Annotated in this window: 16 protein-coding genes and 2 pseudogenes; 7 read left to right on the forward strand and 11 right to left on the reverse strand. The window is 35.7% G+C overall.

Annotated elements, in window-relative coordinates; genetic code table 11:
- Positions 1–31 precede the first annotated feature (31 nt).
- Positions 32–1108 (forward strand): ankyrin repeat domain-containing protein, encoded by a 1077-nt coding sequence (locus tag ACQH1X_RS05620; RefSeq protein ID WP_425385951.1) that lies wholly within the window; start codon positions 32–34, stop codon positions 1106–1108.
- 95 nt (positions 1109–1203) lie between these two features.
- Positions 1204–2433 (forward strand): IS256-like element ISWpi15 family transposase, encoded by a 1230-nt coding sequence (locus tag ACQH1X_RS05625; RefSeq protein ID WP_425385843.1) that lies wholly within the window; start codon positions 1204–1206, stop codon positions 2431–2433.
- A 49-nt stretch (positions 2434–2482) separates the two neighbouring features.
- Here the strand turns inward: ACQH1X_RS05625 and ACQH1X_RS05630 are convergent, their stop codons facing one another.
- From ACQH1X_RS05630 to ACQH1X_RS05640, 3 genes are all read right to left on the reverse strand, one after another.
- Entirely contained in the window at positions 2483–3307 is an 825-nt protein-coding gene (locus ACQH1X_RS05630; protein ID WP_425385952.1) for a hypothetical protein, read from the reverse strand.
- A 69-nt stretch (positions 3308–3376) separates the two neighbouring features.
- The gene (locus ACQH1X_RS05635; RefSeq protein ID WP_425386674.1) at positions 3377–4675 is read right to left on the reverse strand and encodes a pyruvate dehydrogenase complex dihydrolipoamide acetyltransferase; all 1299 of its coding nucleotides are present in this window, start codon (positions 4673–4675) and stop codon (positions 3377–3379) included.
- A gap of 57 nt (positions 4676–4732) precedes the next feature.
- Complete coding sequence (locus tag ACQH1X_RS05640; RefSeq protein WP_425385953.1) at positions 4733–4888, reverse strand: hypothetical protein; 156 nt, start codon at positions 4886–4888, stop codon at positions 4733–4735.
- Here ACQH1X_RS05640 and ACQH1X_RS05645 point away from each other — a divergent pair.
- The gene (locus ACQH1X_RS05645; RefSeq protein WP_425385954.1) at positions 4887–5228 is read left to right on the forward strand and encodes an SH3 domain-containing protein; all 342 of its coding nucleotides are present in this window, start codon (positions 4887–4889) and stop codon (positions 5226–5228) included. The two genes, ACQH1X_RS05640 and ACQH1X_RS05645, sit on opposite strands and share 2 nt — an antisense overlap.
- On the opposite strand, the gene ACQH1X_RS05650 is transcribed toward ACQH1X_RS05645, so the two are convergent.
- From ACQH1X_RS05650 to ACQH1X_RS05680, 7 genes and pseudogenes are all read right to left on the reverse strand, one after another.
- The gene (locus ACQH1X_RS05650) at positions 5225–5716 is read right to left on the reverse strand and encodes a WBM0748 family T4SS-associated protein (RefSeq protein WP_425385955.1); all 492 of its coding nucleotides are present in this window, start codon (positions 5714–5716) and stop codon (positions 5225–5227) included. The genes ACQH1X_RS05645 and ACQH1X_RS05650 overlap by 4 nt on opposite strands.
- Before the next feature lie 111 nt (positions 5717–5827).
- Entirely contained in the window at positions 5828–8896 is a 3069-nt protein-coding gene (locus ACQH1X_RS05655; protein ID WP_425385956.1) for a hypothetical protein, read from the reverse strand.
- A complete protein-coding gene (locus ACQH1X_RS05660; RefSeq protein ID WP_419247215.1) occupies positions 8877–11231 on the reverse strand; it encodes a type VI secretion protein in 2355 nt (784 codons plus the stop codon). Before ACQH1X_RS05660 ends, ACQH1X_RS05655 begins: the two co-directional genes overlap by 20 nt.
- A gap of 44 nt (positions 11232–11275) precedes the next feature.
- Positions 11276–11650, reverse strand: a complete 375-nt coding sequence (locus ACQH1X_RS05665) for a hypothetical protein (protein WP_425386675.1) — start codon at positions 11648–11650, stop codon at positions 11276–11278.
- Between the two features lie 101 nt (positions 11651–11751).
- Entirely contained in the window at positions 11752–12927 is a 1176-nt protein-coding gene (locus ACQH1X_RS05670; protein ID WP_425385957.1) for a hypothetical protein, read from the reverse strand.
- Between the two features lie 112 nt (positions 12928–13039).
- Positions 13040–14068 carry an NAD(P)H-dependent flavin oxidoreductase gene (locus ACQH1X_RS05675; RefSeq protein WP_425385958.1) on the reverse strand — a complete coding sequence of 343 codons (1029 nt, stop codon included), beginning with the start codon at positions 14066–14068 and terminating at the stop codon, positions 13040–13042.
- A 5-nt stretch (positions 14069–14073) separates the two neighbouring features.
- Positions 14074–14594, reverse strand: a pseudogene (locus tag ACQH1X_RS05680) (cytochrome b).
- Positions 14595–15446: 852 nt separating this feature from the next.
- On the opposite strand from ACQH1X_RS05680, the pseudogene ACQH1X_RS05685 reads away from it, so the two are divergent.
- The 3 genes and pseudogenes from ACQH1X_RS05685 (at position 15447) to ACQH1X_RS05695 (ending at position 17768) form a co-directional block, all read left to right on the forward strand.
- Positions 15447–16240, forward strand: a pseudogene (locus tag ACQH1X_RS05685) (IS5 family transposase).
- Entirely contained in the window at positions 16237–16452 is a 216-nt protein-coding gene (locus tag ACQH1X_RS05690; RefSeq protein WP_425385959.1) for a hypothetical protein, read from the forward strand. Before ACQH1X_RS05685 ends, ACQH1X_RS05690 begins: the two are co-directional and overlap by 4 nt.
- A 143-nt stretch (positions 16453–16595) precedes the next feature.
- Positions 16596–17768 carry an NADH-quinone oxidoreductase subunit D gene (locus ACQH1X_RS05695; protein WP_425385960.1) on the forward strand — a complete coding sequence of 391 codons (1173 nt, stop codon included), beginning with the start codon at positions 16596–16598 and terminating at the stop codon, positions 17766–17768.
- Between the two features lie 18 nt (positions 17769–17786).
- Here ACQH1X_RS05695 and recJ read toward each other — a convergent pair whose 3' ends face one another.
- Positions 17787–19526 carry a single-stranded-DNA-specific exonuclease RecJ gene (gene recJ / locus ACQH1X_RS05700; RefSeq protein ID WP_425385961.1) on the reverse strand — a complete coding sequence of 580 codons (1740 nt, stop codon included), beginning with the start codon at positions 19524–19526 and terminating at the stop codon, positions 17787–17789.
- Between the two features lie 646 nt (positions 19527–20172).
- On the opposite strand from recJ, the gene ACQH1X_RS05705 reads away from it, so the two are divergent.
- Entirely contained in the window at positions 20173–21420 is a 1248-nt protein-coding gene (locus tag ACQH1X_RS05705; RefSeq protein WP_425385962.1) for an IscS subfamily cysteine desulfurase, read from the forward strand.
- Positions 21421–21426 lie beyond the last annotated feature (6 nt).

Genomic DNA, 21426 nt, shown 5'->3' on the forward strand with positions numbered 1-21426 from the left:
AGCAATAATAAATAAATTGAGAGGAAAGGTTATGGCAATAGAAAAGGAAAAGTTTTTTAAAATAATACGCAATGTGAGTGAGAGTGAAGGTTTGAATAAGGATAATTTGCTTGAAAGAATAGGAAGTGAGCTAAAAGGTATAAACCCAGGAGCATATAGCACTTGTAACAATTTGAAGATAGATAAGCTATTCATGATACAAGATTCAGACAAAACTGTAAATTGTATGTTGTTACATCTTGCTGTGGAGTATAACAGTGTACCAATAGTAAAACTCCTACTAGAAAAGAAAGTAAAAGTTGATGAACAAATGTCGGGTGATGTTAATTCTAAATTCACTGCTTTGCACATTGCTGCTTTGCATGGTCATCAAGAGATAGTTCAGCTTTTATTGAACAATAACGCAGATCCTTCACTAGAAGATAGTCGAGGCCAAACTCCAAGGGATATTGTCGGCGATGTAGAAGGTAAAAAGGCTATAATAGAAATGTTAGAGGCAGCAAGTTCTTTGACAAGAGATCATGAGAATACGAAAGCATCAGTAGTGGAAAGAGTGCGAGTATTGGAAGAACTTCAGAAAGAGAACAATAATGAAAACAATACAGACAAAGTAGATGATACATTAGAAAGAGAACAGGCTCTAAGAGAAAGAAATGCTGTGGAGCAAAAGTTGCAAGAAGCAGAACAAAGATTTGCCAATAATCAGAAGCGCATAGAACAAGATTACTTGCACAATCAACATCCAGAGCAGTATACTACATATAATGGGGAACGGACCTTTTTAAATAAAAGTAGTAGTGACGACAGCGGAATATGTTTTGATGCAGATGAATCTGAAGCTTTAAGCCAATCTATATTAGAAGATGGAGAAGACATTTATGCACAAGATGAAAATGGATTGACTCTTTTACATCGTGCTGCTGCAAACAACAATGAAGAATCAGTGAAATGTTTGGTAGAACGTGGAGCAAAAGTTGATGTACAGGATAAAGATGGACATACCCCTTTACATTATGCTACTGCATATGGTTATGTAGAAATTACAGAATATCTAGGCTCTGTGGACAAAATTTTAGAGAAGCCATATAAGAGCCCCGACAAAATTTAGAAAACCCATAAAAACCTAGCCGTGGGAGTGTTAAATAAACTGTGTCAAACCGAAAAAAAAGTAATAAATTGATATAAAAAAATGGAGGTTTGACAATGAGTCAGAAAGTAGTAAACAGAACTACCGGTTTGGTAGATTATAAAGAATTAGAAACAAATATCCTGTCGTCTATACGAGAAGGAAGACCGTTGACAGGAAGAGATGGAGCATTAACACCGTTTATAAAAAAGTTGCTGGAGGTAAGCCTGGAAGGTGAAATAGAAAACCACTTGTCGGCTAAAAGCGAAGAGAATAATCGAAGAAATGGGAGAAATGCAAAAACTTTACGTACAAGTGCAGAGCTATTAACACCAAGAGATAGAGAAGGAAGTTTCGAACCACAAATAGTCAAAAAAAGGCAAACAAACTTACATCCAGAGCTTGAAACGAAGATTTTGAGCACATTTGCCAGTGGTATGGGCTATAGAGATATAGTGTCACATGTTGAGGAAATTTATGATCACAAAATATCGGCGGCAGAGATATCAAGTATTACTGACAAATTGCTACCAGTAATCAACGAATGGCGTAGTCGCCCGCTGCAGTCTGTATATCCGATAGTTTTCATGGATGGCATGTTTTTTAAAGTCAAAGAGGACGGGCATTGCGTAAGTAAATGCATGTATAACATATTAGGCATAGATCAAAATGGCAAAAAAGAAGTATTAGGTTTTTATTTGGCTGAAAGTGAAGGAGCTAACTTCTGGTTGGGAGTGTTAAATGACCTCAAAGAAAGAGGAGTAGAAGATATCCTTATTGCCTGCGTTGATGGGCTAAAAAGCTTTCCTGCAGCTATAAACAGTGTCTTTCCTAATGCGGAAGTGCAGATGTGTATAGTGCATCAGATACGCAACTCACTGAAGTATGTGGCCAGTAAAGATGCGAAGAGTTTTTTGAGCGATTTAAAGAAGGTATATCAAGCTTCAAGCAAGGAAATTGCCGAGAATTATCTGTTGGAATTGGATGAAAAATGGGGCACAAAGTACCCTATGGTTATAAAATCTTGGCAGAATAATTGGGAAAACTTGTCTGGTTATTTTAAGTATTCTGGTCCAGTTAGGAGGATAATCTACACCACCAATCCCATAGAGGGGCTACATAGGCAAATTAGGAAATTCACTAAGACCAAAGGCTCATTTACCAGCATAAATGCCTTGTATAAGCAGGTATATTGTGCTATAAAGAAGGCAGAGGAAAAGTGGACGATGCCTGTACATGATTGGGCATTAACTATCTCTCAACTTGATGTTTTCTTTCCTGGCAGATTGAAAATTGAGTCGAACTAAAAATGCGGTTTGACACAGTTTATTTAACACTCCCTAGGGTAACATTTGATTAACGCCCTTTTACTATGTCACTACCTTGTTCAAACTTTCTGATTAATTCGCTTACATTGACATTAGATAATTTTTTGCCTGCAGATTTGTCATTATGTGAAGCATCAGGTTTACGAAGGTCTTCCTTACTGTTACTCCTAGTAATATTACATCTGACGATGTTTGAATTATTAGACTTATCGCTTATATCTGAAATATTACTTTTTTCACTGTACGAAGACGAGTTGCTCGACATATTGTCTAAACTAAAACGCTTTTTACCTTGATAGATTGGATTCCAATCAAGTGGATTGTAAGTTTTTTTGCTAGTCTCAACCTTTTGGTTATTTTGCTGTTTAGGAGAAAAACCAAGTTTTTCTCTTTCTTTCTTGCTTAGCGTTTTGAGAAATTTTACGGTTTCTAATTCATCAGTTGCTTGTACTTGATGTAAATCAAAGCTTTTTTGATGGTTATCCTGCTTAACATTTTCCATCATTTTATCTTTTATTGTTCTATCCTCATCATCAGAAGTGCTGCTACTAACATCACTGATACCACTATCCCCTGAATCACGGCGTTGTTTGTTAGAAGTGCTATGAATATTGTCTTTCATGAGTTTTTGCATTGTTGGGCCAAATGTTCTTCCAAGATTGCTACTCACTGTTTTATTACTATCATTTGCTTGGAAATGAGATGCATTTTGCTCAAAAATTGCTCTTATTCCAGCAAATTTAGCTTGGGAAGATTTCGGAGGAACAGGTGGAGCAACCATGCCTTTTGAATTAACCTTTCCTTCATTTTTAGGAAAAATTTTTGGATTATTTTTTTCTACTGTAGTATTCATTTTTTTACCTCTAAGCCTATTAACTAGTAGAATTATAAACTTAGAGGTATTAATTTTGTAATAACAATGCTAATAGGTTACCGCAGTTTCAATAAGCATCACCAGAGGACTCTCTATATAATGCTTAAAGGCGTTTAAAAATTTTGCTCCTAATGCTCCATCAACTGCTCTATGGTCAACAGAAAGTGTTACTGTCATTATCTCAGCTATCTCTATTTTTTCATTTATAACTATTGGTTGTTTTTTGGATGCACCAACTGCCATAATGCAAGATTGCGGCGGATTGATTATAGCACTGAAGGCTTTTATACCAAACATTCCTAAATTAGAAATAGTAAACCCACCTCCTTGAAACTCTTCAGGTTTCAATTTTCCAGATCTTGCTCTGCTTACTAGATCTTTCACTTCTTTTGATATAGATAAAATACCCTTTTTATCAGCATTTTTTACTATAGGAGTAATTAGCCCATCTTCAAGTGCTACTGCGATTGAAATATCTACATTCGAGTATTTAAGTATTTTATTATCTATCCACGAAGAATTTATATCAGGAAATTTTTTCATACTGAAGGCCACAGCTTTTATTACTAAGTCATTGATTGTTACTTTATTGTTTTCATCTGCTGAGTTAATCTCGTTTTTTAACGAGATTAACTTATCAACCTGGCAGTCTACAGTTAAATAAAAATGTGGAACATTCTGTTTTGATTCAGTCAGGCGCTGCGCTATCACTTGGCGTATGTTGCTTACTTCAACTATGGTATCTTTCTCAGGACTTTCAGTGTGTATACCACTGCCTAAAGACTCCAACACATCAGCCTTAATTATGCGACCATATGGTCCTGTACCTTTTAATTGCTGCACATTAACCCCTTCATTTTGAGCTATTTTCTTAGCTAATGGGCTTATTTTTATTCTACCTTCTGTTGTCTTGGTATCTTCTTCTTTTCTAGATCCCAGTGTCAAGCACTGGGATGACACCGAAGAATGACTTGTTGGCTTTCCGTTTAAATCTTGGTGTTCTGATTTTTGATTATCAACAGCACTTTTTGTCACTTCCTTTTTAACTGCACTATTGATGGAAGTTGAGGTATAGTTATTAAGCACACTGCTATCTTCTCCTTCTTCCAGCATTAAAGCTATCAGTTGATTTACAGGCACGCCACTTGTTCCTTCTGTTACTAAAATTTTTGCTAAAACTCCTTTATCTACAGATTCAAACTCCATTATGGCTTTATCAGTCTCTATCTCAGCAATTACATCGCCTACTTCAACTTTGTCTTGTTCTTTTTTATGCCACTTTACAATTTTTCCTCCAGTTTTGCTCATTGTCGGTGAAAGAGCAGGCATTAATATTTCTATAGGCATTGATTTTGTATTTAAAGATCTATTCAATTTTTAATTTACTCTTTATCTTATGTCAATCTAATCGTGAATTATGATGAATAAGTCTGTTACACTATCCCTCACGTCATCCCAGTGCGTGACACTGGGCAGTACTATTATCCTATTGTTTTTATTATTTAGCCATAGCTTGTTTGCTAGCAACTTTGTTTCAACCAAATCAAATAAGATCAACATGAGAACGGGGCCAGGGTTTCACTATCCTGTAAAATGGATATACACTTGCAAAAATCTGCCCCTGAAAGGGATAGAAGAGTTTGAGAGTTGGAAAAAGGTCTGTGATATAGATGAAGACTGCGGATGGATAAAAGGCAATCTTCTTAGTGATAAGCGCTACGCGATTGTAAAAGAAGACGCTTATGGATATCAAAAACAGAGTGTAGACAGTAAAATCATTATAAAAATAGACAAGTTTGTTGTGATGAAGATAGAAAAGTGCAACGAAGAGTGGTGTTTTCTTTCTACCCCAAAACGCAAAGCGTGGGTGCAAAAAGAGCACATATATGGGGTTGATTAGGTTGATAAAGGATCTGGATTAACAATAGTTTCTGGGCCTTCAGTAGGCTCTTCATGTGAAACAGAGGACGCACTGACTTCTTCATGCTCTGGAGACTGTACAGGGCTATCACAGAAACTTTTTAACATCTCCTCAGCGGATGAATCTAAAATTTGTACAATAGACTTTTCACTCTGCTCTTTTAGCGATTGATCCATTCTAGAAATCAACTCAGAAAACTCGCTACCTGATTTTTCAGCTTCACTTTTTATTTTACTTTCTATGCTTGCAATATTATCTTGATCAATTTCTTCTTTTGTTATGTTGAATGAATTTGCAACATCTTGATATCCAATCTTACAATTTCCACAACCAATTATGCAAAAAGCAATAGAATTAGATATTTCACTTGCAGCCCACTTGTGTTTAGTGTAAGCCAAATAATTGGCATGGTACTTAACGCTAAATTGTTGTTCTATTAACTCAGAAATTTTATTCTTTAGAGACATAAAGTACCCTCCTACATTCGTTATACCTTTTTGTTAAGATACACCATTTACTACATGCTTTGTTTTAATTAATTATTAAAACAAGAGCATAATTTTCAGAGCTATATCTTTTTACCTTAACAATTCTTTTTTGAGTTCCTCTTCAATCATCTTAGTTAAACTCGTGTCAAACTCACTCCTCGAGAAATCCCTAACCTCCCCGGAATCATATTGATTTCCTATTCTTTTTTCAATAGCATCCTTTATTATGTTTTTGTCAAATCCCTTTATAATAGGCGTTATCTTCACCTGCCCTGCAGAGCCTTTACCATAAATTCTTTTGCTTTTATCAATGCAACCACTTGCACCAGGTTTACTGCTTCTAAAACCACTTTCACACTCTACTGTTTCATACTTGATTTCACCATTTTCTATATATGCTATTTTATTATCTTCATCAGACTGCGGTCTTACTATTATGACTCTGTCTTTTAATTCTACACTACCATCAATTATTGTTTCCATATAATCCCTATACCGACCTTTATACTCATACTCTTTATAGATACCTCCACCCCCCATAGTGATTAAATCCTTGCACTCTTGTTTGCCTACACGACACTTTCTTATAAAAATAGGACCCCCATCCTTGCACTCTTGTTTGCCTACACGACACTTTCTTATAAAAATAGGACCCCCATCCTTATCTGTGTATCTCTTTTCTCTGTTACCTCCTCCCTCTGAAACTTCAATGTCAATGATAGGATAATCAGGATCAATTTCCAATTTAGCTTTAATATAATCTCCTGGCATTCCTGCTCTAGTTTCAGTGGAACAGGCATTCTTCTTAGTGGCATCATCTACATAATGTTCGCAGAGAGCGGGTGTATCTTTTATGTGACCTGCTTCACCACTTCCCCATACTTCTATTTCAACATGGCTAGATGTTATTTGTGAGCCATCCACATCATGATTTCCACTTCCAAAATCATGGGATTTTCCGCTCTTTTTTTCAAATTCTGGTTCCTTATTTTTCAGTTGTTTCTCGATTATCTCTTTTAATTTCTCTTTAAGACCTTCTAAATCGAACCTACACAATTTATCAGCGTAAAAGACCTCTGTTCTGTTTGCTTTAATCAGTTGATCTTTTAATTGTGTACACTTTTGTACTTCATTTTTTTCATCTCTTAATACTTTACCATCCTTATCTTTACAATCCACTTCCTCATACCTTAAGTAAAATGGCTTACCATCTTCATTTTTATTCAAATATTGTTTTGAACGGCTACACTTTCCATCAAAGCAGATGCAACCATCATCACCTTGCTCACATCCTTCTTTATGCTCTACATCCGTCAATTTGTATACTACTTTCAGTCCTTTACTAGATTTAAATGCGTCGTCTATCTCATCATTTCTTTTTACACAGTAACTGCATTTTCCCTTCTCCTGCTTATTTTCATCGGGGAAGAAAACATACCCTTGCTTATTGAACACTATTTTATCCAACCAATCTTGAGAGCTTTTTAAGAGGTCAACTATTTCCTTGCTTGGAAGATAATAGAACTGATTCGATTCATTTGAATAAACAGCATTGTATTTAGTGTATCTTGTTCCCATTAATTTTAGTGGTATTATTTTATTTTCTCTTTCAAGAACAAACTCCTCTGGTTCTGGCTGCCATCCAGAAAGGCAGAGCATTTTGCTGTTAGAATTTTCGTTATATTTTATTTCTATTTCCGGCTGCCCAGAGTTGTTAAATTCACATTGAATAGATTTGTCTTTTAACTTTTTCTCAAAATCATTCAAACTATAAAAACTTCCGCCTTTAGAACATTTAACTTGCACATCAGGAACATAATCATATTTTTTTAGAACTTCAAACTGGGAATTATTTTTTAATATACCTTCTATAATATCGTTAATATTACTTTTATTGTCACTAGTACTAGTTGTTCTTTCAACTATTCTCGGTTTTACTACTTTTAAAGATAGAGGGCCAATGTTTAAAAAAGAACCAGCATTAACATTAAAAGTACAGGAACCATTACTGTAGGTTCCATGTGCTCTATAAGTACAAGTGTTCTCACTCATCTTCATTCTTATCTTTAACGTGTTACTCTGTTTTCCAGGCGTGTTACTTTTTACTATCTCTACTACTTCAGGCTCCGGAGCAGGTGGTGCCGGGAAACAGCGGACGAACTGTGGATTTTTTTCATCTATACTTTGAGTTCCATGGTATTCAGCGCAGAGCTTATCTTTTTCTCTATAAGTTGCGAAGTAATGTGTCGTGCCATCTTTATCCAAAATAGGATACTCCCTAACAACTTCATCCGAAGTAGGGCGCTCCCCAGCTTTATCTTTTTTGTATTTTCTGGGAAAATCTAATTCTTTTCCAATCTTTCCGTCTTCTTCTATTAGATCACCAGCTATTACCTTAACTTTAGGGTTAAAGTAATCATTGTCTCCATTTGTTATAGGAACAATTCTAACTTGTGGAGGTGACATCACAAGTTGTTCACAGAACGGAGGTGGGCCAGGTGCAAGTGGCACAGGGGCACATTTTACTGCCGTTTGATAGCAGGTGTCACAAACATTTTCCATTCCTCCAGGGCGAAAAATATTTGCTCTTTCACCTACTTTATCAGCCCATTCAAAAATACCACTTATACAAGCCGCTTTTTGGCTACAAGCACATATTTTAGGAGAATTAGCAAATTTCCTTTTTTCTTCATCAGTAACATTATCTACCCACTCCCACTCGAGACCTTTCGCAATTCCTTCCTTAATTTTTCCATCACCTAACATTTTATCTCCTTCCCAGTCGATAAAAACTGCTGCAGAAATTCCAGCACCACTGGTCTGCGTTCCATATATCTGACGGCAGGATGTTTCACTGTATAACTGATAACAATTATTTCCTTCATAATCACAGACTTGAATCTTTGGGTTGAAATAACCATCAATTCCTTGCTCTTTTATTGCTGTCACTTTAATTTCTTTTAATAGATGAGGATCAAAATTCAAATCACCCCACTTGCCAGTAATAAAGTTCCAAAAACCTTTTCCTATTGTGCTTCCCCCAGCTTCAAGATCAGTACGAGTGTATATAACTGTGCAAGTATCAGAATATCCACTACTTGCAATTAGCAAAATTAATACTAGAAAAAAAATTTTGGCTTTAAGCTTTACACTTCTCATAAAACACCGGTAACCACTCATTAACTTCTTCCCCTTTTTCTTTTATTGCCTCGTACATATACTTTATAGTCTCTTTGTTAGCTGAAAGTACATGTATTTCTTGCATATTCTTTAAATCTAAATTTAAAGTTACTAATCCTTTGTACTGCTTTATCAAAAATAAACCTTCCTGTGTTGGCGTCTGCAGAATTATATTCAGCTCCTCTTTTGATAAAGAAAATGCCTTCATGTATAATCTATTTGCATTGATGTTCGGCATCAAGATTCTTGTATCAACATGTTTATCTAAATATTGAGTAAATTTGCTAGCAAATGCGAGATTTAAATTTTCAGTACTTAAGATTACCACAACATTTAGTTCCGTCATTCTTTGCATCCAGTTATCAAACTCTTTCTCTGTAGGAAAAACATTACTTATCTCCCATGCTTCATCCAAAACAAGTATTGCAGGCGAGCCATCACATTTTGCCTCAAAAGAATATAAAAAATAGTAAAGTATCACGGACATACATTCCTTTTGTTTTGTAAGGTTTGCGGTGTTGAGAGATATAATTTTTGTTTCCCAGTCAATATCTGATTCATCACCATCTTGAAATAAGTAAGCAAACTCACCACCGTCACACCATCTACTTACCTTACCCCCCAAGAGCAAAAGCACCTCAGAAATTTGTGAAATAGAACGTGATTCCTTGGGTATAGCAAATATAGAATCCACAATTTTTCTTATCTTTTCTTCTACGTCCACCAAGCTCGTATCGGCTACCATTCTTTTGATTAGTTCAACCAACATATTGCGATTGGAAGCACTATCTTCAATGTTTAGTGGATTAAATTTTAGGCTTTTGTCCTTATACTTTGGATCGATTATATAATATTTACCACTCACTGCTTTAGTAAAAATTATCGACTTTCCAGTGTTATCCAATATGACAGTTCTTGGGTTAAACTTTCTTGATTCTGATAATAGGAAATTAATGAGTGAAGTTCTGCCTGAATTTGGAGCTCCAAGTATCGTAGTATGGCCATTATTTCTTTTTCCATGGAAATTAAAGAAGTAAGGATTTCTTTCTCTTGAGAAAAAAACTGTTACCGCTTCTTTCCACCTTCCTCCTTTTAATGTACCTGACGTAAAATCATGCAGCATAGCAAAACTGCAAGCATACTTTGCTAATATATTTTTCGGTTGTGTAATAAAAGTAAAATTGCCCGGAAGTTGTGCCCAAAAATGACTTTCCATATGTAAATCAGTTCTAAATATCATGAAGCCAATTAATGACATTATAGAAGATAAATCACTAATATTTTCGGCTAACTTATTCCTATCGTCTGCAAATATTGTAAAAATAATTTTCTGTTGGCAAAAGTCTATACTAGAGGTCTTTTCAAGCTCTATTATTTCTTCAATTCCTGAATTTTTAAGTAAGGTATTATCCTCACTAATTTGCAGCATGTTAATTTGTTTGTTAAATTCTTTTATTGCCTTACTATTACTAGTAAATATCATTATTTCTGTAATGATAAATTCAGATTCAAGCTGCAAGCATCTATCTATATTGCCTAAAGAGATTTCCCGGTATTCCTTTATGCTGAAAATAGAGCCAAATTTCTGTTGACTTTCAAATATTGTTTGAAACGTATTAAAACCAAAAGCTATTTTAAAATTTCTAATATATTGCGACAGGTCCCCTTCATGTATTGGATAATCTTTGTGCGTTAATGTAACAATATAGTGGAGAAATTCTATCATTTCAGAATATATTTTACCTTCACTAAATCTTAGACCCAGTTTTTTAGCTCCAAAAGGTCCTAAATCACTGTGAATTAAGTCAGTTATCTTTTGCAACTCCTGGTGGCTTCCTTGTAAAGACAGCTTATGCTTATTCTTTATTCTATTAAAAAAAAATGAATTATTAGTATGCTTGCCAAAATCGCTAAACAATATTACAATATATAATTCATTTATATACTGTAATTTACTATCAGTAAGTTTATCAAACCGTGCTGAATGTAGCTTATCAGAGAAGTCTTCAGTTTTATTCCATTTTAAGCTCAACTTATTGCGCTTTCTAACGGTATGAATCCAAACGGTAAAATATAGGCTATTAATATTTTTTGATATGCTTTTTCTAATTTCAGTTCTAAGGTCGCTGTAGTTATCAACAGAAGAATAATCTTCTAACTTGATTATTTTTAACAATTCTCCCTGTTTTGTTAGTATGGTTTCTTCATCGTAATGACAAGCATACGGAATGAAATCTAAATCAATGCTTTCTAGTAATGCTAAGTTGTTCTTTTTTTCAAACTTAGAGTTAATCGCTGGTACTTTTAGCTGCATATGCGCATTCAATAAAGATAATTAAAAAAGATAAAAATACTATCTTAATTTTTATCTTTTTTTTCGCTATCGGATTGTAATTTTATATCTTTTGCAAAGTTAAATTTTTCTTTTAAGTAGTCTGTTGCCTTTTCTGTACTACCGAACATCAGGACCAGTACACCAAACATCATCATAAAAAAGATTAGACCTCTGAACACTACTGCAAGTATCACCGCAGCTATACACAACCCTATGATTGTTGAAGGACTCATATTTTCTACAGTATCTTTAATTGAAAATGAAGAAATAAAATTTTTTACCGTTTCTTGTACATCCTTTAACTCATCACTCACCGAACTTGCTTCGCTAGAATATGATGCAAAAATAAAACTTAATAAGGCTATAAAAACCAAAACTTTATTCAATTGAATGCGCATCAACTAAACACCTTTTAAACATTCCTCAAATATAACAACTTTTATATCAATAGGCAAGAACTGAATTCACTTATCCACTACAAGTAACACATATTTAATTTTTACCGCTGTGAACATGCTGTAAGCTCTTTATCATCAACAAGAGGACTCACATTAATGGATGTTAATTTACTTGATAGGAAGTTTGAATGCAATTCAGCTACTGCTGCTATAGCAAACACTGCAGCCATAGCAAGTAGTCCTGCTCCTATCAATCCTGATGTCATTGCTCCTGCAACAATGCACCCTATTGTGGAGAGAGCACAACCTGCTACAAATGCAACGTGAAGATTTCTGTTATTGGGTTGGTTTTTAAGTAGGATATCTTTCTTAACTTGATCTGGATTTGCTTGACCATCTGAGTTTTCATTTTCTTGCATTTTTGGCTCTTTTTTTACAGTCTGCTCTGGCTGCACTTGAGTCTCGTTTTCTTTTGGGGATTCCAAATTTGATTCTAATAACTCAGTTTTTTCTCCACCCTCTGGTTGTAAGCCATTATCTTCTTCAACAGAGCTCAATGTTGAGTTTAAACTTTCCTCAGATGAAGTGCTTGCTATTGATGTTAAACTGTTTTTTCTACTATTTATTGGTGATATCGAGTTTTTTTCACTCAGTCCAGGTGAGTCTATTCCACTATCTGAACCACTACCGTTACCAAGCTTAGGAGTTTTTATATTCTTCTTTAATTGCTCCATAACTTTACTATATTTTCTAGATACCTCTTTCGGAATATCTAATTGGCCAAGTATTTTATTATCACCACTTTTTTTCTCAGCTACATTCAAGGGTGTTTCTTGTGTGTTGTTTTGCTCTTCAATATGTCCTAGCTGCATTTGATCTTCAATATTTTCTTTAACAGCACTTGGTATTGAGCTTACATTGCTGCTCCTGTTAGTAATCTCCAAAATTGTTTGTACTATTGCTACCTTTTTTTTTGAGTCTAGTTTTTTTGAGTTTGTTATTTCTGCTTTCAATGCTGGAAGAAAGTTTTTGGTGTAATAATTATAATATTCTTCTCGCTCTTTCAGTGATTCTTCTAATTGAATTAATACCTTAGGACCAGCTCCTTTCTTGAAAAACTCTATGCATTTTTTGATAGTTCCATCTCCATTTTTTTTTGGGCTTTCATGTTTATGATCTTTTCTTGTTGCCTTTTCGCGTATAGCGTTGAACAATTTCCAATCTGCGTCATTCCAAGATTCAGTAGAATTTTCTATTTTACTAGGTGAAACAGGCATAGCACTTCTCCATACAAATAAAATGTATAGATACCTTTTTAGCGTTAATTTTACATTAAAACTGGGCAATTATGCCATATATGGATAATTTGCTTATTGTGAGGTCGCTTAACTATTTGCTTTCTGGGCTTTCTACTTCTACAGATTTGCTCTCAATATAATTGTTTGCCTGTTGAACTAACATATTCACTACTTCTTTTACAGGCTTTTCCTTATCAACCATGCCAACACTTTGGCCAGCCATTAAAGATCCCGTTTCAACATCTCCTTCAATCACTGCCCTTCTTAAAGCTCCAGCCCAGAACTTTTCTATTTCAAGCTGCCCATCTTCTTTTGAGATCTGTCCCTTTTGGTATTCATCAATAACTTCTTTTTGACGCTTCATAAAGTCATCGCTTGCTTTGTTGGCTATAGCTCTTACTGGAATTACAGGAAAATCAGCACTTATCTGTACAGAAGGTATTGCATTACGTGCGGCCGATTTAATAAACACTTCCTTAAAATTTTTGTGGGCAATTGACTCATTAGTGCAGACAAATAATGTACCTATTTGACAGCCACTTGCCCCCATTTCCAGGTAATTAACTATCATTTCACCTCTTCCTATTCCACCTGCAACAAACACTGGTATTTGTTCATTTTTAAAATGAGGCAATATCTCTTGTGCAAGAACAGAAGTGCTAACTGGACCTATATGCCCACCTGCTTCCATTCCTTCTATTATTAATGCATCTACTCCCATTTTTACTAACCTTTTCGCAAGGCTTAATGCTGGTGCAAAGCACATAACTTTAATGCCTGCACCCTTGATTTTTTCTATATTAGGCTTTGTTGGCAGTCCACCGGCAAGCACTATATGGCTCACTTTCGTTTCAATACACACATCTATCAACTCACTCAACTTTGGGTGCATAGTAATTAGGTTTACACCAAATGGCTTGTTAGTTAATTTTTGTGTCTCTATGATTTCTTTTTCCAGTAAGTCTGGGAACATTGCACCACATGCAATCACACCAAAACCACCAGCGTTTGAGATTGCTGAGACCAAGTTTCTCTCTGAAACCCAGCTCATAGCACCACCCATTATAGCAAACTCACTGCCAAGAAAATCTGTTCCTTTTTTCCAGAGGCTACTTAACATATAACCTATATCATGCGTTTAAAAATGTTTTGTTTATCTATAAATGTGTGCTTCAAAGCGCCAAGTATATGTAAGATTATAAAGAGTATCATAAAATATGCAAGCATCGAATGTAGCTCATTAGCCGTGTTAGCTAGGTCTTTGTTTTGATTAATCAACAAAGGGATATGAAAAAATACTTGATCTTTTTGCCAAAAGCAGAAGACATGACATAGCCAGATAGTGGCATTAGCACCATTAAAGAATATAAACCAAAGTGTACTGTTTTACTTGCATTGATTACAAATCGAGAGAAGTTTGCTGGAAGTGGTGGAGCGTAAGTAAAGATGCGAAAAAATATGCGTACTATGATTAATCCGAGAATAGTGATACCACAAGCCTTATGAATAGCATATATGTTGAATTTAATTTCATTGCTAAGTGGTAAGCTTTTCATATAAAGTCCAGAACAAAGCATACCGATAATAAAAGCAGCCATCAACCAATGGATAACTCTTAAACCTAGGCTATATTTGTCATCTTCCATTTTGATTACTCTAAAGTAGCATTTGTATAATAGAAAAACTATTTTTCAATCAAAATTATTAAAGCAATTTAGATTTACCGACAATGTAGCTATACAAATTCGACCCAGCCGAGAGTCAAGTAGCTCATAGAAACGAAAAACTTCCTTGGCAAACTCCGCCAGCCCTTTTATCATGAAACTGAAGGTATTCAGTTATCTTCATCTGTGCAGATTAAACAGCAAAAAAACAACGTACTTGGCGTCTTATTTTTAATTTTTCGCACTATGTGCACCTTATGTCTTCACAATATTTCTAGGTTTTTACCTATATAAGCTGAAACGCGCTTATAAGTCGTTTAAGACAGTATAGTACGCCAATTTGCAGGATTAGAGAGTGACAACTAGCTAACACGGGATTTCTTTGCCTTTTTTTCTGCTTAGTAAATTTCTTAAACATTTAAACAAAAGTGAGTTGCATTTAAAAGCAGCTAAATTGCAGTGTTTAAGACTTAAAAAACGCCAATACTGAAAGTAGACAATGACTAGGGCTTCTTTTGCCTTTTTTTTCGTTTGGTAAATTTCTTAATGTTTGTAGCTAAAAGAGCCCAAGAGAGGTGTCATTCCAGTGCCCCTGTGATGTCATTCCAGTGCTTGACACTGGAATCCAGTTTTCCATATAATCTCATCGAAAACGTTGTAACCACTTTCTATGCTAGTTTGCTTGTAAACAAGCAAACTTTCCTGGATCCCAGTGTCTGGGCACTGGGATGACAGCTAGCCTGACAATCGTCATCCCGCTACTTGTTAGCGGCTAAGAGCTTATCCGCAAACGAAAAAAAGTATAGTATATGAGTTTTAAAAATGGGGTTAGAAATGAGAAAAAAGTATCCTACAGATCTTAGTGAAAGAGAGTGGTCGCTAATAGAGAAACACTTTAGAGTATCATACAAGAAAGGAGGAAGGCCGCTAAAACATAGCAAAAGAGAAGTATTATCGGCAATTTTTTATGTACTACGTACAGGATGTCAATGGCGCTATTTACCGCACGTCATGGAAGACAGTATATGAACAATTTAGGAGGTGGAAAAAGCAAGGAATTTTCGAAAAAATGAACTACGATATCACTAAATATAGTAGGTCAAAAATGGGAAGAAACGAGGAGCCAAGTGCTTGCATAGTAATCTGTAAAAACGACAGAAAAAGGGGGGTCAAAGGTTATGATGGGAGTAAAAAAGTAAAAGGTAGAAAAAGGCACATAATCTCAGGGTTTTATATTAGGCTGTTATGTGGGTGCTGCTAGTGAAAATGACAGAGATGGTAGCATTGGATAATATGAGGAAAAAATATACTAACGTTAAGAAAATGTGGGCTGATATGGGGTATCAAGGAAGAAATTTAAAGGAGTACATAGAAAAAGAGTACGGAATAGACATTGAAATTGTTAAAAGGCCTCCATGTAGGTTTTGGGTACACAAAGACACACCACCTGAACTACTACCAATGAGGGAACAGGGGTTTAAAGTACAGTCAAGAAGATGGGTTGTAGAAAGGACTTTTGCTTGAGGAATAGAAGGCTATCAAAGGAATACGATTTACTTACAACATCCACTGAAAATTTCATATACCTGGCTATGAGTAGGGTTATGTTAAGGAGGGAATATGCTTGAGTTTACCAGTTTCCGGACAAGCTCTGAGAAGGATTCTATCCATAAGCAATAAAACGCCAATAATAGCACATCCAAATAGCGGGATCATAGAGCCAATCATTCCCCCTGCAATCAAGGGCGATAAATTAGAACAATACTTAAAAGCTATGGTATTAGCTATAAGCACTACGGACCCTATGGTTATTAATGCATACGATGCAAACTTTTTTTGATCAGGCATGATAATCCTCTTCATTGATGTGATCCTTCATTATTACATAATGTTGCAACCAATGTCAATTATATAACTGAGGGTTTTTAATTGACTTTCAACGTACTTCAGTCTATACAATTCTAATATCTTAAACTATCGGATATGCCCGATCTAAAGACAATGATGTTAAATTTTGGCCCTCAGCATCCGGCTGCACATGGAGTGTTGCGTCTTGTTTTGGAGATGGATGGTGAAGTAATCGAGAGGGCAGATCCCCATATTGGGCTTTTGCACCGCGGTACTGAAAAATTAATAGAACATAAAACGTACCTTCAAGCTTTGCCTTATTTTGATCGCCTTGATTATGTATCACCAATGTCACAAGAGCATGCATATTCACTGTGTGTGGAGAAGTTGTTGCAATGCGAAATTCCAATTAGGGCAAAGTATTTACGTGCCTTGTTTTGTGAACTGACGAGAATACTAAATCATTTACTGAACGTTTCTTCTCAAGCGCTTGATGTTGGAGCAATGACCCCTCTTTTATGGCTCTTTGAAGAAAGAGAAAAAATACTGGAATTTTACGAAAGAGCTTCAGGTGCAAGGTTTCACGCAGCTTACATCAGGCCAGGTGGAATTGCAGCAGATGTTCCAGAAGGTTTGATTGAGGATATTGCAAAGTTTATAGAGCAATTTCCAAAGTATATAGACGATGTTGATGAACTTTTAACAGAAAATAGAATATGGAAGCAACGCACTGTAGGAATTAGTGAAATATCAATTAAACAGGCACTTGATTGGGGCTTTAGTGGCCCAATGCTGCGCGCTGCTGGGCTTGCTTGGGATTTGCGAAAAAGCCAGCCATATGAAATATATGATCAGCTAGATTTTGATATACCGATCGGCCAAAATGGCGACTGTTATGACCGTTATCTAGTTAGAATGGCAGAGATCAGGCAGTCTGTTAGCTTAGTGAAGCAGTGTATAGAGAAAATGCCTGAAGGGCCAGTAAAAACTGAAGATAGAAAAATTTCTCCACCGCCAAGAGCGGAGATGAAAAAATCTATGGAAGCTCTCATCCACCATTTTAAACTTTATTCGGAAGGGTATCATGTACCAAAAGGTGAGGCTTACACAGCTGTTGAGGCACCAAAAGGCGAGTTTGGAGTGTATATAGTTTCAGATGGTACCAATAGACCTTACAGATGCCGAATAAGAGCACCTGGCTTTGCACATTTACAAGCCTTAGATTTTATGGCAAAAGGACACATGCTTGCCGACGTTGCAGCAATTATTGGCTCACTCGATATAGTTTTTGGTGAGATTGATAGGTAATTATTGTAAAATAGCAACTCAACTAATGGTCAATACATCTTCTATTAAAAATTGTACAAATTCATTGCCATTCCAGTGATTCATAGAGATTTTACCCAAAATAGCTTTAACATTACCCTGCATAATAGCAGAGCCAAGGTGAGTATTTGCAGAGCGAAATGCAATAGCTCTTACCATAACATTATCATCGGCAATAAAACATTTTATATGGTCAACTCCTATAACTTCAGGCTTTCTTATCTTTGCTCCTTGGATAATAAACCTTGGTTCAGGATTCCCAACTCCAAATGGTCCCAAGCGTTGCAATTGATTCCATAAAGACAAGTTTATTGCTTTAGCAGTTACTATACTATCAGCTTTTAAAGTTTTCTCATTTATAGAGTTTGAAAATCTTTCAGTAAAAAAATCATGCAAATCATTTATTTTGTCTTCTTTAATTGAAAATCCTGCCGCCATACTATGGCCACCACCTTCAATAATCAAATTTATAAACTTTGCGGAAAGGACTGCAGCACCGATATCAACTCCCAAAATTGATCTACAGCTTGCTTTTCCTATTCCATTGTTTAAAGACATCACTATCGTTGGTAAGTGAAACTGCTCCTTTAGCCTTGATGCAATTATACCGATTATCCCCTGGTGCCAATTGCCACTTACCATTATAAAATTTACACCTAATTGGGCAAATTTTTCCGCTTGTGCTGTGGCTTCTAAGAGAGCCTCATTTTCTAACACTTTCCTTGCATTATTCAAATCTATTAATTTTAGCACGATTGAATGTGCCTCTTCTTCATCATCCGTAGAAAGTAGCCGTGCACCGAGCGATGCTTCTCCGATTCTTCCTCCAGCATTTATGCATGGCCCAATACTAAACCCTAACCGCGAAACACTTGGTTTTTCAAGGATTCCCAAAGCATCAAATAAAACACGCAAGCCAACGTTTTTTCTTGCTGACATCACTTTTAATCCTTGTGAGACAAATGCTCTATTTAGGCCGGTAATCTGCATAACATCACAGACAGTTCCCAGGGCAACCAAATCCAGCAGATCAAATAAATCTGGTTCTTTTTTGTTGGTAAAAAATCCTTGCTCACGTAGGCTTTTATTAAGAGCAACAATTAGCAGAAATGACACTCCAACTGCTGCTAAGTTATTATAAGGAGAGCTCTCATCAAGGCGGTTTGGGTTAACAACTGCTACGGCGCTTGGTAATTTTTCCGTACCAAGATGATGATCGACAACTATAATATCAAGACCAAAGACCTTTGCATCTTCTATTGGTTGATATGCAAGCGTACCACAATCAACGGAAATACATAAATCGATCCCGTTTTTTTTAAGTTGTAATAAAGCATCTGTGTTTAATCCATAGCCCTCATCAACACGATCTGGAATGTAGATTATAGAGTGTATACCGATTGCTCTTAGGTACCTGTTGATCAATGCTGACGACGTTGCACCATCAACATCATAGTCACCAAATATTGCAATGTTTTCATTATTTTTTATTGCCCGTATTATACGAGAAACAGCTTTATCCATATCAAGAAGGTGAAAGGGATCTGGTAATAGCAATCTGATTAGTGGATATAAGAAGTCGCTTGCATTTTCTATGTTAACACCACGAGTAACCAATATTCTTGCTAGTACTTCTGGCAACTCAAATCTCTGTATAAGAGTTAAGATTTCCCTTTGATCTGCTTCTTGTAACTTCCACAATGCATTTGTTATGCTGCGCTTTTCAATTTCAAGTAGCATATTCTTTGTAAATAAAACTACTTTACCAGAATTTTTAAGCTTGTTCTATAATTGTATTAGACTTCTGCATAACCTAAACTAAGCAGAAAAAAGGTGTCATCAAAGTAGCTTGACACTGGTTCCTTTATGACGGTGTCATGAAAGTAGCTGACACTGGAATGGCTTTGTTGCATCGCTACTTATGAAAGGCTAACTATAGTTAGGATTATAAGCAACCTATTGAAAATCTTGTTTTTTTGCAATCAATCTGATCAAATTTAAGAATAGTAATTTATTATTTACATTAATAAATTTAATTCTATTGAAAATAGCTAAAGCATTGAAATTCTTGAATTTTAGCCGGATTAGTGAGTGGTAGTGAAATTTCTTTTACTCAAATTTAGGTATTCACTGACCGTTCTTGTTATAAATACCAGAATAATAAGCTACTGATATTCTCTATCTTTTTTATCTTTAATCCATCATAGCTAGCGATGCAACAAAGCCATTCCAGCGTCAAGCTACTTGCATGACACCATCACAGAGTGAACCAGAGTCATACACACATCCCTTTGGTGACAACGTTTGTTGATGCAAGATTATATCTTGAAAAAATTAAGTTTTGATGCTATAAAATAATTGTAAATTTTGTCTCTGTGGTAGCTTTATGAATGTTGAAAGTAAAAAAATACATGATGCTAAAATAAAATTACCAATATTTCTTGATTATCAATCTACTACTAAAGTAGATCCCCGTGTTTTAGAGGTGATGATACCTTACTTTGGTGAGTTCAGTAATGCACACTCTCGCAGCCATTCATTTGGTTGGACTGCTGAAGAAGCAGTGGAAAAAGCAAGGAAACATATCGCTGATCTGGTGAACGCAGATAGCAAAGAAATTATCTTTACCTCAGGTGCAACTGAGTCAAATAATACGGCAATCAAGGGCGTTGCTCACTTTTATAAAAATAAAGGAAATCATATAATAACTGTCTGCACGGAGCATAAGTGTGTTCTGGATTCTTGTCGGCATCTGGAAAATGAAGGCTTTAAAGTTACATATTTGCCTGTTAAGCAAAACGGAATTATAGATTTATCAAAGCTTGAGGAAGCAATTACTGATAAAACAATCCTGGTTTCAGTGATGATGATAAATAATGAAATCGGAGTAATTCAGCCTGTCAAAGAAGTTGGTGCAGTATGTAGAAAGCATAATATATTTTTCCACACAGATGCAGCTCAAAGCTTTGGAAAAGTTCCAATTGATGTTAATGAGATGTGCATTGATCTTATGAGTCTCTCTAGCCACAAAATTTATGGACCTATGGGAATAGGTGCATTATATGTCCGTAGAAAGAATCCTCGTGTTAGGCTGATACCACTAATTAGTGGTGGTGGACAAGAAAGAGGTATGCGTTCTGGAACAGTTCCAACACCTCTTGCAGTTGGTTTTGGTGAAGCGGCACGTATTGCTAGAGAAGAAATGAAAAAAGAAACAACTAGAGTGGAAGAATTAAGGGATATTTTGTATAACAAGATAAAAGAAGCGTTTCCTGATATCGTTTTAAATGGTGATTATGAAAATAGAATTCCTGGCAACCTAAACTTGAGCTTTCCCTATGTTGAGGGTGAGTCTCTCATCATGGCAATCAAGGATTTAGCAGTAAGTTCTGGTTCTGCGTGCACGTCTGCGTCTCTTGAGCCTTCCTATGTCGTACGGTCGCTAAATAATGGCCATGACCTTGAGCATTCATCAATTAGATTTGGCCTAGGCCGATTTACAACTAAAGAAGAAGTTTTGTACGCAGCAGATCTTGTTGCTAAAAATGTTGGCCGACTGAGAGAAATGAGCCCACTTTGGGAGATGGTACAAGAAGGAGTAGATTTGAACACCGTGAAATGGGACTCTCATTAAATGTAT

This window comes from Wolbachia endosymbiont (group A) of Barypeithes pellucidus, assembly GCF_964030885.1.
In the GTDB taxonomy this organism is placed as follows: Bacteria; Pseudomonadota; Alphaproteobacteria; order Rickettsiales; family Anaplasmataceae; genus Wolbachia.

Bases quoted from the DNA above. Each gene is read 5' to 3' on its own strand.
- ACQH1X_RS05620 (WP_425385951.1), top strand. From the start codon at position 32: ATGGCAATAGAAAAGGAAAAGTTTTTTAAAATAATACGCAATGTGAGT.
- ACQH1X_RS05625 (WP_425385843.1), top strand. From the start codon at position 1,204: ATGAGTCAGAAAGTAGTAAACAGAACTACCGGTTTGGTAGATTATAAA.
- ACQH1X_RS05630 (WP_425385952.1), bottom strand. From the start codon at position 3,307: ATGAATACTACAGTAGAAAAAAATAATCCAAAAATTTTTCCTAAAAAT.
- ACQH1X_RS05635 (WP_425386674.1), bottom strand. From the start codon at position 4,675: ATGCCTATAGAAATATTAATGCCTGCTCTTTCACCGACAATGAGCAAA.
- ACQH1X_RS05645 (WP_425385954.1), top strand. From the start codon at position 4,887: ATGAGAACGGGGCCAGGGTTTCACTATCCTGTAAAATGGATATACACT.
- ACQH1X_RS05640 (WP_425385953.1), bottom strand. From the start codon at position 4,888: ATGTTGATCTTATTTGATTTGGTTGAAACAAAGTTGCTAGCAAACAAG.
- ACQH1X_RS05650 (WP_425385955.1), bottom strand. From the start codon at position 5,716: ATGTCTCTAAAGAATAAAATTTCTGAGTTAATAGAACAACAATTTAGC.
- ACQH1X_RS05655 (WP_425385956.1), bottom strand. From the start codon at position 8,896: ATGAGAAGTGTAAAGCTTAAAGCCAAAATTTTTTTTCTAGTATTAATT.
- ACQH1X_RS05660 (WP_419247215.1), bottom strand. From the start codon at position 11,231: ATGCAGCTAAAAGTACCAGCGATTAACTCTAAGTTTGAAAAAAAGAAC.
- ACQH1X_RS05665 (WP_425386675.1), bottom strand. From the start codon at position 11,650: ATGCGCATTCAATTGAATAAAGTTTTGGTTTTTATAGCCTTATTAAGT.
- ACQH1X_RS05670 (WP_425385957.1), bottom strand. From the start codon at position 12,927: ATGCCTGTTTCACCTAGTAAAATAGAAAATTCTACTGAATCTTGGAAT.
- ACQH1X_RS05675 (WP_425385958.1), bottom strand. From the start codon at position 14,068: ATGTTAAGTAGCCTCTGGAAAAAAGGAACAGATTTTCTTGGCAGTGAG.
- ACQH1X_RS05695 (WP_425385960.1), top strand. From the start codon at position 16,596: ATGCCCGATCTAAAGACAATGATGTTAAATTTTGGCCCTCAGCATCCG.
- recJ (WP_425385961.1), bottom strand. From the start codon at position 19,526: ATGCTACTTGAAATTGAAAAGCGCAGCATAACAAATGCATTGTGGAAG.
- ACQH1X_RS05705 (WP_425385962.1), top strand. From the start codon at position 20,173: ATGAATGTTGAAAGTAAAAAAATACATGATGCTAAAATAAAATTACCA.